General features: G+C 64.1%; 14 protein-coding genes. 8 read left to right on the top strand and 6 right to left on the bottom strand.

The annotated features are described in order from the left end of the window. The first annotated feature begins 21 nt into the window (after window positions 1–21). The 5 genes from GGQ90_RS11310 (at window position 22) to GGQ90_RS11330 (ending at window position 4,364) form a co-directional block, all read left to right on the top strand. Window positions 22–645 (top strand): aminotransferase class IV, encoded by a 624-nt coding sequence (locus tag GGQ90_RS11310; RefSeq protein WP_188082262.1) that lies wholly within the window; start codon window positions 22–24, stop codon window positions 643–645. A gap of 185 nt (window positions 646–830) precedes the next feature. Next, window positions 831–2,033, top strand: coding sequence for a pyridoxal phosphate-dependent aminotransferase (locus GGQ90_RS11315; RefSeq protein WP_188082263.1), 1,203 nt, complete (start codon window positions 831–833; stop codon window positions 2,031–2,033). Between the two features lie 322 nt (window positions 2,034–2,355). Further along, window positions 2,356–2,505, top strand: coding sequence for a hypothetical protein (locus tag GGQ90_RS11320; protein WP_223178231.1), 150 nt, complete (start codon window positions 2,356–2,358; stop codon window positions 2,503–2,505). Continuing rightward, window positions 2,492–3,166, top strand: a complete 675-nt coding sequence (msrA, locus tag GGQ90_RS11325) for a peptide-methionine (S)-S-oxide reductase MsrA (protein ID WP_188082265.1) — start codon at window positions 2,492–2,494, stop codon at window positions 3,164–3,166. The genes GGQ90_RS11320 and msrA overlap by 14 nt, the downstream gene beginning before the upstream one ends. 85 nt (window positions 3,167–3,251) lie before the next feature. Beyond that, window positions 3,252–4,364, top strand: a complete 1,113-nt coding sequence (locus GGQ90_RS11330) for a zinc-binding dehydrogenase (protein ID WP_188082266.1) — start codon at window positions 3,252–3,254, stop codon at window positions 4,362–4,364. 73 nt (window positions 4,365–4,437) lie between these two features. Here the strand turns inward: GGQ90_RS11330 and infC are convergent, their stop codons facing one another. The 3 genes from infC to thrS form a co-directional block, all read right to left on the bottom strand. Further along, a complete protein-coding gene (gene infC / locus GGQ90_RS11335) occupies window positions 4,438–4,971 on the bottom strand; it encodes a translation initiation factor IF-3 (protein WP_188082336.1) in 534 nt (177 codons plus the stop codon). A 179-nt stretch (window positions 4,972–5,150) separates the two neighbouring features. Next, window positions 5,151–6,635 carry a Dyp-type peroxidase gene (locus tag GGQ90_RS11340; protein ID WP_188082267.1) on the bottom strand — a complete coding sequence of 495 codons (1,485 nt, stop codon included), beginning with the start codon at window positions 6,633–6,635 and terminating at the stop codon, window positions 5,151–5,153. A gap of 100 nt (window positions 6,636–6,735) precedes the next feature. Next, window positions 6,736–8,718, bottom strand: coding sequence for a threonine--tRNA ligase (thrS, locus tag GGQ90_RS11345; RefSeq protein WP_188082337.1), 1,983 nt, complete (start codon window positions 8,716–8,718; stop codon window positions 6,736–6,738). Between the two features lie 170 nt (window positions 8,719–8,888). On the opposite strand from thrS, the gene GGQ90_RS11350 reads away from it, so the two are divergent. The 3 genes from GGQ90_RS11350 to GGQ90_RS11360 all read left to right on the top strand — a co-directional run bounded on the left by GGQ90_RS11350 (window position 8,889) and on the right by GGQ90_RS11360 (window position 10,196). After that, on the top strand, window positions 8,889–9,326 hold the full coding sequence (locus GGQ90_RS11350) for an ExbD/TolR family protein (protein WP_188082268.1): 438 nt from the start codon (window positions 8,889–8,891) through the stop codon (window positions 9,324–9,326). A gap of 94 nt (window positions 9,327–9,420) precedes the next feature. Further along, a complete protein-coding gene (locus GGQ90_RS11355) occupies window positions 9,421–10,008 on the top strand; it encodes a hypothetical protein (protein ID WP_188082269.1) in 588 nt (195 codons plus the stop codon). Then, the gene (locus GGQ90_RS11360) at window positions 10,005–10,196 is read left to right on the top strand and encodes a helix-turn-helix transcriptional regulator (protein ID WP_188082270.1); all 192 of its coding nucleotides are present in this window, start codon (window positions 10,005–10,007) and stop codon (window positions 10,194–10,196) included. The genes GGQ90_RS11355 and GGQ90_RS11360 overlap by 4 nt, the downstream gene beginning before the upstream one ends. 1 nt (window position 10,197) lies before the next feature. On the opposite strand, the gene GGQ90_RS11365 is transcribed toward GGQ90_RS11360, so the two are convergent. Genes GGQ90_RS11365 through GGQ90_RS11375 form a run of 3 tightly spaced genes read right to left on the bottom strand, consistent with a single transcriptional unit; the run spans window position 10,198 to window position 11,719 of the window. Continuing rightward, complete coding sequence (locus GGQ90_RS11365; RefSeq protein WP_188082271.1) at window positions 10,198–10,563, bottom strand: DsrE family protein; 366 nt, start codon at window positions 10,561–10,563, stop codon at window positions 10,198–10,200. Further along, entirely contained in the window at window positions 10,551–11,318 is a 768-nt protein-coding gene (locus GGQ90_RS11370) for a molybdopterin-synthase adenylyltransferase MoeB (RefSeq protein WP_188082272.1), read from the bottom strand. The genes GGQ90_RS11365 and GGQ90_RS11370 overlap by 13 nt, the downstream gene beginning before the upstream one ends. Next, on the bottom strand, window positions 11,315–11,719 hold the full coding sequence (locus GGQ90_RS11375) for a hypothetical protein (protein WP_188082273.1): 405 nt from the start codon (window positions 11,717–11,719) through the stop codon (window positions 11,315–11,317). Before GGQ90_RS11375 ends, GGQ90_RS11370 begins: the two co-directional genes overlap by 4 nt. Between the last annotated feature and the right edge of the window lie 3 nt (window positions 11,720–11,722).

Here is an 11,722-nt window from a genome sequence, read left to right on the forward strand (position 1 = left end):
AATGGGGCGTGAATAGGTTCGATGTCGGTGGCTGACGGACGATATGATCTGCTCGAAACCATGGCCTTCGATCCGCATGAGGGCGTGCGTCTGCTGGAACTGCATCTGGGCCGGCTGAAGGACAGCGCGCAGGCGTTGGGCTTCGCCTTCGATCGTCACAGTGTGCGCAACGAGCTTCAGGCCGCCACTTTTCGCCTGCGCGAACTCAGTCGGGTTCGCCTGCTGGTGTCGCGCCAGGGATCGGTGGCGATCGAGGTGCGTGAACATCGCACCTGGCCCCAGGCGATCATGCAGGTGAAGGTCGTGCCCCGGCTCGCGCCCGCCGATGATCTGCGGCTGGAGCACAAGACGACGGACCGTTCGCTCTATCGCGATGCGCTGCGGCGCGGCGGCACCTATGAGGTGCTGATGACCGACGAGCAGGGCTATCTGACGGAAGGCTGCTTCTCTTCCATCTTCGTGGAGCGCGGCGACAAGCTGGTGACGCCGCCTGCATCGCGTGGGTTGTTGCGCGGTATCCTGCGCCAGAGTCTGCTCGACATGGGCGAGGCGGTGGAGGGCGACCTGCGCATCCATGATCTGGAGCGGGGCTTCTTCATCGGCAATGCTGCGCGCGGGATGGTTGCGGCCTCGCTGGCCCGATAGTTTTGCTAGGATGCGGACAAGCCAATAACCGGCAACTGGCGGTTGCTCCGGCGTCCTTTGCACACTAAGGACCGCCGCGTCTGCCTGTGCGGCGGACAAGGAGATCATATTATTTTTTGTCGCGATGTCGTCGAACGCGGACGCTTTTGTCCGTCTGGGCATCGCTCTGGAGAAAGATCATTGCCATGAGCCAGACTTCCGCAGCCCTCGGTCGCATCCAGCCCTCCGCCACCCTGGCGATGAGCGCGCGCGTGAATGCGCTTAAAGCCGAAGGCGTGGACGTTATTGGCCTTTCGGCCGGCGAACCCGATTTCGACACGCCCGACTTCGTCAAAGAGGCGGGGATCGAAGCCATTCGCAAGAATCTGACCCGCTATACCGACGTTGACGGCACCGCCGACGTCAAGGAGGCTGTCGCCTTCAAGTTCAAGCGCGACAATGGCCTGATCTACAAGCGCAGCCAGATCACCGTGAACTCGGGTGGCAAGCATACGCTGTTCAACGCGCTGGTCGCCACGGTCGATGTGGGCGATGAAGTCATCATCCCGGCACCCTATTGGGTCAGCTATCCCGACATCGTGAACTTTGCCGGCGGCACGCCGGTGTTCATCGAAGGCCCGGCCAGCCAGGGCTACAAGATCACCCCGGCCCAGCTCGACGCTGCGATCACCCCGCGCACCAAGTGGGTGATGCTCAATTCGCCGTCCAACCCGTCGGGCGCCGCCTATTCGGCGACCGAACTCAAGGCACTGGGCGAGGTGCTGCTGCGTCACCCGCATGTGCTGGTGATGACCGACGACATGTATGAGCATGTCTGGTACGCGCCGACCCCATTCGCCACCATCGCCCAGGTCTGCCCGGACCTTTATGACCGCACCCTGACGGTCAATGGCTGCTCCAAGGCCTTCTCGATGACCGGCTGGCGCATCGGTTTCGCTGGCGGCCCCGAATGGATCATCAAGGCGATGGGCAAGTTGCAGTCGCAGTCGACCAGCAATCCCTGCTCGATCAGCCAGGCGGCGGCCGTGGCCGCACTGACCGGCCCGCAGGATTTCCTGGAAGAGCGCAATGCCGCCTTCAAGAAGCGTCGCGACATGGTCGTCGCCATGCTGAACGACGCGCCAGGCCTCGACTGCCCGACGCCCGAAGGCGCCTTCTATGTCTATCCCGACGCCAGCGGGGTGATCGGCAAGGTGACGCCCAAGGGCCAGGTCATCGACAGCGACGAGACCCTGATCGGCTATTTCCTCGACGAAGCGAAGGTCGCGGCCGTCCATGGCGCCGCTTTCGGCCTCTCGCCGGCCTTCCGCATCAGCTATGCGACCTCGGAAGAGGTGCTCAAGACCGCCTGCGTGCGCATCCAGGAAGCCTGCGCAGCGCTGAAATGATCCCCGGCCGATGATCGTCGGCCTGTAATAAGTTCTTGAAAATCCGGGCGCGATACTGTCTATCGCGCCCGGATTTTCCCATTGTCTCAGAAATTGAAACGGTCTTTTTCGCACTGCAGCGTCTTGTGATTGACGCTGCAGGCGCTATATACCCGTTGCGTAAAGAAACTTAAGTGCGGTGGCATTTCGTCGCTCCGCTCCTGTCCTTGGTCGAAAGTCGGTATCCGGCGCGATCATGTTCAGACAGGGGCAAGGCGCAATGTCCTACCGGACGGCGATCGCGACCCTATCGCGACAGAAAGGCTTGGCCATGTTGGCGTTTTTGAAATCCGAACTGTTCTTCCGCTTCCTGGGTGGTTTTGCCATCGGGGCGGTCGCGATGTTCGCGCTTCAGCCCAATAATGAGCCGCCGGCGCTGACCTCGACCGCGATCGCGTCGACCGCGACCCCTGCCGGCAGTGCGGCGCTCTAAGGGCCTCTTTCTCCTTCCCCTTGCGGCGCTTGTCGCCGCTTCTTCTCCATTGCATGCCGAACCCGTCGTTCCTGCGCCGATCCCGGCGCTGGATGCGCAGTCGAGCCGATCGCTGGAAACCGCGATCTTCGCGGGCGGCTGCTACTGGGGTGTCGAGGGCGTCTTTTCCCATGTGAAGGGCGTGAAGCTCGCCGTGGCGGGGTTCGCCGGTGGCCCGCGCGACCGCAAGGTCGATTATGACATGGTCAGCGGCGGCGATACCGGTTTCGCCGAGTCGGTCCGGGTCACCTATGATCCGAAGCTGGTCAGCTATGGCACGCTGCTGCGCATCTTCTTCTCGGTCATCACCGATCCTACCACGCTCAATTATCAGCGGCCCGACAGCGGCACCCAATATCGCAGCGCGCTCTTCCCGCTCAATGCCGAGCAGGACAAAGCGGCGCGCGCCTATCTGGCGCAGTTGCAGAAGGCCGGGCTGTGGCGTGATCCGATCGTGACCAAGGTGGAGCCCTTCACCGGCTTCCAGGATGCCGGGGCCGATCATCAGGATTTCATGGCCCGCTACCCCCATCATCCCTATATCCAGCGCTGGGACATGCCCAAGCTCAAGGCGTTCCGGGCGATGTATCCCACGCTCTACCGCGCCGTGCCGGCCGCCTGATCGCGCCGATGCTGGCCGATGGCGGCGTGGCAGGCTAAGCCCCTTTCATCGCTGCCAATGTCATCGCCGCCAAGGGAGCCTCCTCATGTCCGACATCACCGGCCTGCAACTTCTCTCGACCCTTTCGCCCGATGGCCGCCTGACCGTATCGCTGGCAGAGCAGACCCTGCCGGCGCCGACCGGATATCAGGTCGTGCTGCGGGTGGAAGCCGCACCGATCAACCCTTCCGACCTCGGGTTGTTGCTCGGGGCGGCCGACGTCGAACATGCCGAATATGGCGATGGCTATCTGGTGGCGCAGATGCCCGAGGCGGCGATGCGCGCCATGACCTCGCGTCTTGGCGAACCGATGACGGTCGGCAATGAAGGGGCGGGCACAGTGATCGCAGCCGGCGAAGCGCCCGAGGCGCAGGCGCTGCTCGGCAAGTTGGTGACCTGCGTGCCGGGCGGCATGTATGCCCAATATCGGCTGGTCGATGCGCGTGCCTGCATGGTCCTGCCCGATGGTGCCACGGCTGAGCACGGGGCGTCGGCCTTCGTCAATCCGATGACCGCGCTTGGCTTTGTCGAAACGATGAGGGCGGAGGGGCACAAGGCGCTGGTCCACACCGCCTCCGCCTCCAATCTTGGCCAGATGCTCGTCAAACTCTGTCAGGCGGAGGACATCCCGCTGGTCAATATCGTGCGGAGCCCGGCACAGGTCGCCTTGCTGCGGGATCTGGGCGCGCACCATGTCCTCGACAGTTCTGCCGACGGCTTTACCGAGGAACTGGTTGCCGCGCTCGCCGAAACGGGCGCGACCATCGTCTTCGATGCGATCGGCGGCGGCGCGCTGGTCAGCCGTATATTGGGCGCGATGGAGCAGGTGGCTAGCGCGGGTGCCGCCTATAGCCGCTATGGCTCCACCACGCTCAAACAGGCTTATATCTATGGCGCGCTCGATCTGTCGCCGACGCTGCTCACGCGCAGTTTCGGCTTCAGCTGGCGAGTGGGCGGCTGGCTGCTCACGCCCTTCCTCGCCCAGGCCGGGGCGGATGTGGTGGAACGGATGCGCGCCCGCATTCGTGACAATCTGACCACCCTGTTCGCCAGTAACTACAAGACGCGGATATCGCTGAAGGACGCGCTGACGCGGGAGTCGGTGCTGGCCTATAATGCCCGCCGCACCGGCGAGAAATATCTGATCGTGCCGAACTGAAGACGGAGAGCCACGAAAAAGGGGAGCGACAAAAGTCGCTCCCCTTTTTAAGTCTGCGATTGGCGTTCGCCGCTTATTTCGGCGACAACACCATCAGCATCTGGCGGCCTTCCATGCGCGGATAGGCTTCGACCTTGGCGATCTCGGCGACATTTTCCGCCACGCGCTGGAGCAGGTTCATGCCCAGCTGCTGGTGGCTGAGTTCGCGGCCGCGGAAGCGCAGGGTGATCTTCACCTTGTCGCCGTCGCCGATGAAATCATGAACCTTCTTCATCTTCGTATCATAATCATGATCGTCGATGTTCGGACGCATCTTGATCTCTTTGAGTTCCTGCGTCTTCTGGGTCTTGCGGGCGATATTCGCCTTCTTCTGGGCTTCGTACTTGAACTTGCCGATGTCCAGGAACTTGCAGACTGGCGGATCTGCGTTCGGCGACACCTCGACCAGATCCAGGCCGACCTCGGCTGCCTGCTCGATAGCCTCCTGCGTAAACATCACGCCCAGATTCTCGCCTTCGTCGTCGATCACCCGCACCTTGGGTACGGTGATGAACTCGTTATACCGGGGACCGGACTTCGGCGGCGGCGCCAGCGGGCGGCGCATCATTGGGGGACGTATAGCGGCTTCTCCTGTGACTGTGACAACAAACGGCTCTTCGCGGCCCTTTAGCGCAAAGCCGAAAAGGGCGGCAAGTCCGGAGTCACGGAATCGCCAGCCCATGTGGCATTACTGCCGCACCCGCTATATCGGGTGAATGCGGGCTTTTTGCAAGGGGCTGAGCGCAGTCACAGTGCGCGAAGCATGCTCTTGGCCGGCGCGAAGAAATATTCGCCGCCCTTGTGGACGACAAATTCCGCCAGTCCGGTCGCCGTCGTGCCGGCTGCCGCATCGTTCCAGGCATTGGGCACGGCCAGCGCAACCTCTGGCTCATCGCCACGCTGGCCGATGATCGGGTCGCGGCCGACCCCATCGCCGGGCGATCCATCGATGCGGGCAACGAAGGGCGGCGAATTGGCCCAGCTTTGCTGGGTGAATTCGAACTGATCCTCGATGCTGCTCTGGAACGCCATGAACATCAGACCGACGCCGCCTTCCGGCTGGTCGCTGGGGTCGGTCACCTGGTTGCGCGTGCCATAGGGCATGCCGCGCCGCGCCATGATGACGCGGCGTTCGCCGTCATCCAATTCGCGGATGCGATCGAAATCCGCTACGCTCTGCGGATTCGGCACCAATGTCCGGCCGACATCGCCGCGCGGGTTGGTCTTGCGGATATGGGCAAAGAAGGGGCAGCGGGCACCGGCGCTGTCGCCATCATAGCTGAAATTGTTCGGCACCGGATGATCGAGGCCTTCCGTCCCCTGAAGGGTGACGGGTGTGCCATCCTCGAACCGGCCGACCAGAAAGGCGCCGGCCAGTTCGCCGATTCCCAGCTCTGCGCCCAGTTCCTCTTCCCGCGCCTTGAAGGCCTTCACCTGCTGTTCCAGCTTGCGGAAGACGAAATAGCTGCCGAAGGCGGTGCCGGTGTCGGGCGATCCCGGATCGGGTACCAGCACCTGCGACAGCGGGAAGGCGGCATTCCACTGGTCGATGCCGCCACCGGCTGCCTCGCGATCGATCAGTTCCTGCAGCAGCAGCGGCTGGCTGCGCCCGTCGACATAGCCGAAATGCTCGATCCCCTCGGCCGCACCCGCGCTGTTGCTGCGGAAGATCGCGCGGCCGCTCTCGGCGGTGACCAGGCTGGCAGCGCTGCCCAATCCGCTCATGATCATATCGGCCAGATCCTGCGCTGCCTGCGATGTCCATTGGTCCGGCTCGTCGGGATCGGCGCCGATCAGGATCATCGCATCTATACGCTCCTGATAGGGGGCTTCCAGCGCTGGAGCCGGCGGATCGTTGAGAATGGTGCGGCGGGCGAGCATGCCGCTGGCAAAGGCGCCGTCGACCGGGCCTTCGGGCATGCGGTCGGCTATGCCCAATCGCGCATAGCCGGAGGAGGAGAGGAGCAGGCCGACAAAGGGGCCGCCCGACTGGCCAGTGTTGCGATAGGCACGGGCCGCTTCCAGCTGGGCGAGGGCCGATGTCACCCGCGGCTCTAGCTGGCGGAGCGCCGCGCGGCCGGCGGCCGCATCCGGGCCGAAGCGCAGCATCAGGTGTACGGTGGCCTTGCGGCCATGGCCGTCGAGGATATTGCCCTGCAGATCTTCCAGCAGGGCGGTTTCATCGGCGTCGGCACTGGTCCAGCGCAGCGGTTCGGACAGGTTGATCGGCATTGCGGCTCTCCCCCGGTCAGGTGATGCCGCCATGCTATCAGGGGCGGGTCAGGCCCGGTGGGGAGATGGCTCCATTACGGTGCCATCTCCCCCATGCAGGTCAGGCCAGATCAGGGGCCAGCGCGTCCTTCGCCAGCCGAGCGATCAGGTCGCTCACCGACAACATAGTCTGTCCATCCTTGCCCAGTTCGCGCAGCGCCACCGTGCCTTCTTCCGCCTCGCGGCGGCCGACGACCAGCAGGTTGGGTACCTTGCCCAGCGAATGTTCGCGCACCTTGTAGTTGATTTTCTCGTTGCGCACGTCGGCTTCGGCGCGGATGCCGGCGGCGCGCAGCTTCTCGACCACGTCCAGCGCATACGTATCCGCATCCGACACGATCGTCGCGACCACCGCCTGCACCGGCGCCAGCCACAGCGGGAACTTGCCGGCATAATGTTCGATCAGGATGCCGATGAACCGCTCATAGCTGCCGAAGATCGCGCGGTGCAGCATGACCGGGCGGTGGCGCTCGCCATCCTCGGCAATATAGCTGGCGTCAAGCCGCTCGGGCAGCACGCGGTCGGACTGGATCGTGCCGACCTGCCAGGTGCGGCCGATCGCGTCGGTCAGATGCCATTCCAGCTTGGGCGCATAGAAGGCGCCTTCGCCGGGCAGCTCTTCCCAGCCATATTCGGGCGTGTTGAGGCCGGCGGCGGCAACCGCATTGCGCAGTTCCTCTTCCGCCTTGTCCCACATTTCCTCGGTGCCGAAGCGCTTTTCCGGGCGCAGCGCCAGCTTGATCGAGTAGGTGAAGCCGAAATCCCGGTAGATCCGGTCGGCCAGCGCACAGAAGGCACGCACTTCCTCGACGATCTGGTCTTCGCGGCAGAAGATATGGGCGTCGTCCTGGGTGAATTGGCGCACCCGCATCAGGCCGTGCAGCGCGCCATGCGGCTCGTTGCGATGGCAGCAGCCATTTTCGTAGAAACGCAGCGGCAGATCGCGATAGCTCTTGATCCCCTGCTTGAAGATCAGGATGTGCGCCGGGCAGTTCATCGGCTTGAGTGCCATCCAGTCGACATCGTCCGACACCAGCGGGCCTTCGTCCGCGACGTTGGGCACTTCGTCGGGGATGACGAACATATTCTCGCGATATTTGCCCCAATGGCCGGACTGCTCCCACTGGCGCGCGTCCATCACCTGCGGGGTCTTGACCTCGCGATAGCCGGCATCGTCGATCGCGCGGCGCATATAGGCTTCCAGCTCGCGCCAGATCAGATAGCCCTTGGGGTGCCAGAAGACGCTGCCATGCGCTTCCTGCTGCAGATGGAACAGGTCCATCTCAGCGCCCAGCTTGCGATGGTCGCGCTTGCCGGCCTCTTCCAGTCGGGTCAGATGCTCGTTGAGTTGCTTCTTGTTCAGCCAGCCGGTGCCATAGATGCGGCTCAGCATTGCATTCTTCTGGTCGCCGCGCCAATAGGCGCCCGACACGCGGGTCAGCTTGAACGCCGCCGGGTCCAGCTTGCCGGTCGAGGCCAGGTGCGGGCCGCGGCACATGTCGTACCAGCCGTCACCCGAATGATAGACGGTCAGTTCCTCGCTCTGCGGCAGTTCGGCCGCCCATTGCGCCTTGAAGGTTTCGCCGGCCGCTTCCCACTGCGCGATCAGCGTGTCGCGGGCGATGACTTCGCGGCGCAGCGGCTTGTTGGCGGCGATGATCTTGCGCATCTCCGCCTCGATCGCGGGCAGGTCTTCCTCGGTAAAGGGGCGATCCTTGGGTGCGAAGTCATAATAGAAACCATCGTCGGTCGCCGGGCCGAAGGTGATCTGCGTACCGGGGAACAGCGCCTGCACCGCTTCGGCCAGCACATGGGCGAAATCGTGGCGCGCCAGTTCCAGCGCGTCGGCCTCGTCCTTCGCCGTTACCAGCGCCAGCTGCGAATCCTGTTCCAGCGGGCGCATGATGTCGCGCAGCTCGCCGTCGACCTTCGCAGCGATCGCCGCCTTGGCCAGGCCCGGCCCGATCGCCGCTGCAATGTCCGCCGGGGTAGTGCCGGGCGCGACTTCACGCACGGAACCATCGGGCAGGGTGATCTTGAGCATGGCGGACACGGGGGGTCTTTCTGTGAAATTTGCGGGTTGCGCAGCCGAAAAAGCCGCGCCTTCCCCATAAATGGGCGGTCTGCCCTGTCAATAGAAGCCCTCTTGCCAAGAGTCATCCATGGGCGCATGTTTTATGTGCTGATATATCATTATCAGTGCAGGAGGGACTTATGGCTTTGAGCTTTGCAGAATCCCGTGGCGCGCAGGATGACGCGCCGATGGGCGAGATGAACACGACGCCGCTGATCGACGTCATGCTCGTGCTGCTGATCATGTTCATCATCACCATCCCGATCCAGACCCATAGCGTGGGCATCAACCTGCCCCAGGCGCCGGTCGATACCAGCCTGCCCCAACCCGATCCGATCAAGAACAAGGTGACGATCGACGCATCGGGCGTGGTCCGCTGGAACGGCATGGCGGTCGATCCGCTGACCCTGCGCCGCTATCTCGCTCAGACGCTGGCCCTGCCTGTCGAACCGGAACTGCAATTCCAGCCGGATGCCGCCGCCCGCTATCTGGTGGTCGACCAGACGCTGGCCGACATCCGTCGTTCCGGCGTCACCAAGCTGGGCTTCGTCGGCAATGAGCGCTATGGCCAGTTCTGACAAGGGTACGCGATAAAATGTAAAGGCACATTGACTCCGTGCTTCCCGCTTCTGTAAAGGGTACTTGACCCATTCAGAGCAGGAAGCATGAGTCATGATCGCCCCGGAACCTACGCACCCCTTTCCCTGGCGCATCTGCGCCGCGGCCGCGCTGTTCACATTGCTGATGGTCGCCGCCGCTGTCGCCGCCAACATCTTCACCATCAGCGGCAATGGCAAATTGCCGCTGATGGTACCGGGCCTGCTGGCGCTGGGCTGGCTGATCTGGGAAGCGATGCGGCTGGCGCGTGCCGTGCCGGGATCGGCGATCGCCCGCTATATCGGTCGGGTCGTGCCGCTGATGATCGCCAATGTCGTCACCGTGGTCGCGGCCATCACTATCCAGCGCGAATGGCATCCGGCAGGAGTGTGGGCCGTGCTCGTCGCCTTGCTGCCGGCGCCGCCGCTGATCGGCTTCATCTGGGCGATGGGCCGGCTGCTGGTGGAGGAGAGCGACGAATATCTGCGCATGGTCCATGCCCGGCGCGCGCTGATCGCGGCCGGTTTCATGCTGGTGATCACAACCGTCTGGGGCCTGCTCGAAGGTTCCGGCCTTGCCCCCCATGCGCCCGCCTATGCCGCCTTCATCCTGTGGAATCTGGGCCTGTTGCTGGCGCCGATCCTGCCCGGTGGCCGCGCATGAAGAACCGGCTCAAGGTCTTGCGGGCGGAGCGCGACTGGAACCAGAGCGATCTCGCCGCCCAGCTCGGCATTTCGCGCCAGAGCGTCAACGCGATCGAGACCGGCAAATATGACCCCTCGCTCCCGCTCGCCTTCCGCATCGCCGACCTGTTCGGCCTCCGTATCGAGGATATCTTCCGGCGCGACTGACTCAGGCGATCAGCAGCCGGGCGGCGTCGTCGGTCTGTTGCAGGAAGGAGAGTGGGCCGCCGATCTCGACCCCTGCGGGCAGGGCGTCGGCGGACAGGCCCGACAGGGCAAGGCCGCTCTGGCAGGCGATCAGGGCCACCCCCATGTCCAGCGCCTCGGCCAGCAATTCGGCGAGCGTCGGCAGGCCCGCCGCCTGATGCGTCTCGTCTTCCGGCGCGGCGAGCGGCGACGTCAGCAGCGCCACGGCATTCAGTTGCAGGAATAGGCTGGCGTCGCCGCCCAGGGCTGCGTGCGCCGTCGCCATGACCAATGCGCCGCGCAGCCGCTCCGCATCGGCCGTCAGGACGATGATTCTCAGCCCGCGCATAGTTCCGCCGCGCAGCCGGGGCAGGCCGGATCCTTGGGCACGCCCAGCGTGCGGAACCGCATCGCCAGCAGGTCCGCGATCAGCAACTGCCCCGCCATGTCGGTGCCGAAGGGCACCAGCGCGCGGATCACCTCCAGTGCGGCCAGGCTGCCAATCACCCCGGTCAGCGCGCCGATCACACCGGTTTCCGAACAATTGCGCTCGGGCGCATCGACCGGGCTGCCGACCAGGCAGCGATAGCAGGGCTTGTCCTTCTCCCAGCCGCGATAGGTGGCGAGCTGCCCCTCGAAGGGACCGACCGCCGCCGACACCAGCGGCATGCGCAGCGCTTGCGCGGCGTCGGCCACCACCAGCCGGGTGGCGAAACTGTCGCACCCGTCCAGCACGACATCGGCCTCGCGCAGCAGCATGGCGGCATTGTCCGCATCGATCCGGGCGTTGATCGGGATCAGCTTGATGTCGGGATTGATCCGGGCAATCGCCGCCATTGCCGCTTCGGCCTTGGGCGTGCCGATCTCGGCGGTGCCGAACAATATCTGTCGTTGCAGATTGGACAGGGCGACGGCGTCATCGTCGATCACCCGGATCGTGCCGACGCCGGCGGCCGCCAGATAGAGGATGGCGGGACTGCCGATGCCGCCCGCGCCGATCACCGCCACATCGGCCGACAGCAGCCGCACCTGACCCGCGCCGCCAATTTCCTTGAGCACGATATGGCGGGCATAGCGCTCCAGTTGATCGTCGGTCAGCGTCACGATGCGTCCGACCAGAGGAAGCGCACCTGCGAGCGCATCCACACCGGTTCGTCGGTGCCGGACTTGGGGAAGCTGCCCTTGAGCGTGCCGAGGATTCGCTTGCTCACAAATGTTTCGACTTCGGGGCAGCGAACATTGACCGGCGCGATCTTCAGCGGTCGGCCCTGACCATCGAGCAGGAACAGCACATCCAGTTCCAGCAGTTGCGAACCTTCATAATTGACCGCGCCGCTGCACGATGCCTTGCGGTAGAGGGTGTGAACATTCTCCGACCATTTTGGTGACACCTTGCGACCCTGCCAGCCTTCGATCACCGGCACTTCGCTCAGATTCTGGGGCATGGTGGGAAGCGCCTGTGGGGCGGCGGCGGCAAGCGTCAGCGAAAGCAGCGGGGTCATCATGAT

Source organism: Sphingobium scionense (assembly GCF_014197035.1).
In the GTDB taxonomy this organism is placed as follows: Bacteria; Pseudomonadota; Alphaproteobacteria; order Sphingomonadales; family Sphingomonadaceae; genus Sphingobium; species Sphingobium scionense.

Excerpts from the sequence above, each read along its gene's own strand:
- GGQ90_RS11310 (WP_188082262.1), top strand. The coding sequence starts at position 22 with ATGTCGGTGGCTGACGGACGATATGATCTGCTCGAAACCATGGCCTTC.
- GGQ90_RS11315 (WP_188082263.1), top strand. The coding sequence starts at position 831 with ATGAGCCAGACTTCCGCAGCCCTCGGTCGCATCCAGCCCTCCGCCACC.
- GGQ90_RS11330 (WP_188082266.1), top strand. The coding sequence starts at position 3,252 with ATGTCCGACATCACCGGCCTGCAACTTCTCTCGACCCTTTCGCCCGAT.
- infC (WP_188082336.1), bottom strand. The coding sequence starts at position 4,971 with ATGATGCGCCGCCCGCTGGCGCCGCCGCCGAAGTCCGGTCCCCGGTAT.
- GGQ90_RS11340 (WP_188082267.1), bottom strand. The coding sequence starts at position 6,635 with ATGCCGATCAACCTGTCCGAACCGCTGCGCTGGACCAGTGCCGACGCC.
- thrS (WP_188082337.1), bottom strand. The coding sequence starts at position 8,718 with ATGCTCAAGATCACCCTGCCCGATGGTTCCGTGCGTGAAGTCGCGCCC.
- GGQ90_RS11350 (WP_188082268.1), top strand. The coding sequence starts at position 8,889 with ATGGCTTTGAGCTTTGCAGAATCCCGTGGCGCGCAGGATGACGCGCCG.
- GGQ90_RS11355 (WP_188082269.1), top strand. The coding sequence starts at position 9,421 with ATGATCGCCCCGGAACCTACGCACCCCTTTCCCTGGCGCATCTGCGCC.
- GGQ90_RS11360 (WP_188082270.1), top strand. The coding sequence starts at position 10,005 with ATGAAGAACCGGCTCAAGGTCTTGCGGGCGGAGCGCGACTGGAACCAG.
- GGQ90_RS11365 (WP_188082271.1), bottom strand. The coding sequence starts at position 10,563 with ATGCGCGGGCTGAGAATCATCGTCCTGACGGCCGATGCGGAGCGGCTG.
- GGQ90_RS11375 (WP_188082273.1), bottom strand. The coding sequence starts at position 11,719 with ATGATGACCCCGCTGCTTTCGCTGACGCTTGCCGCCGCCGCCCCACAG.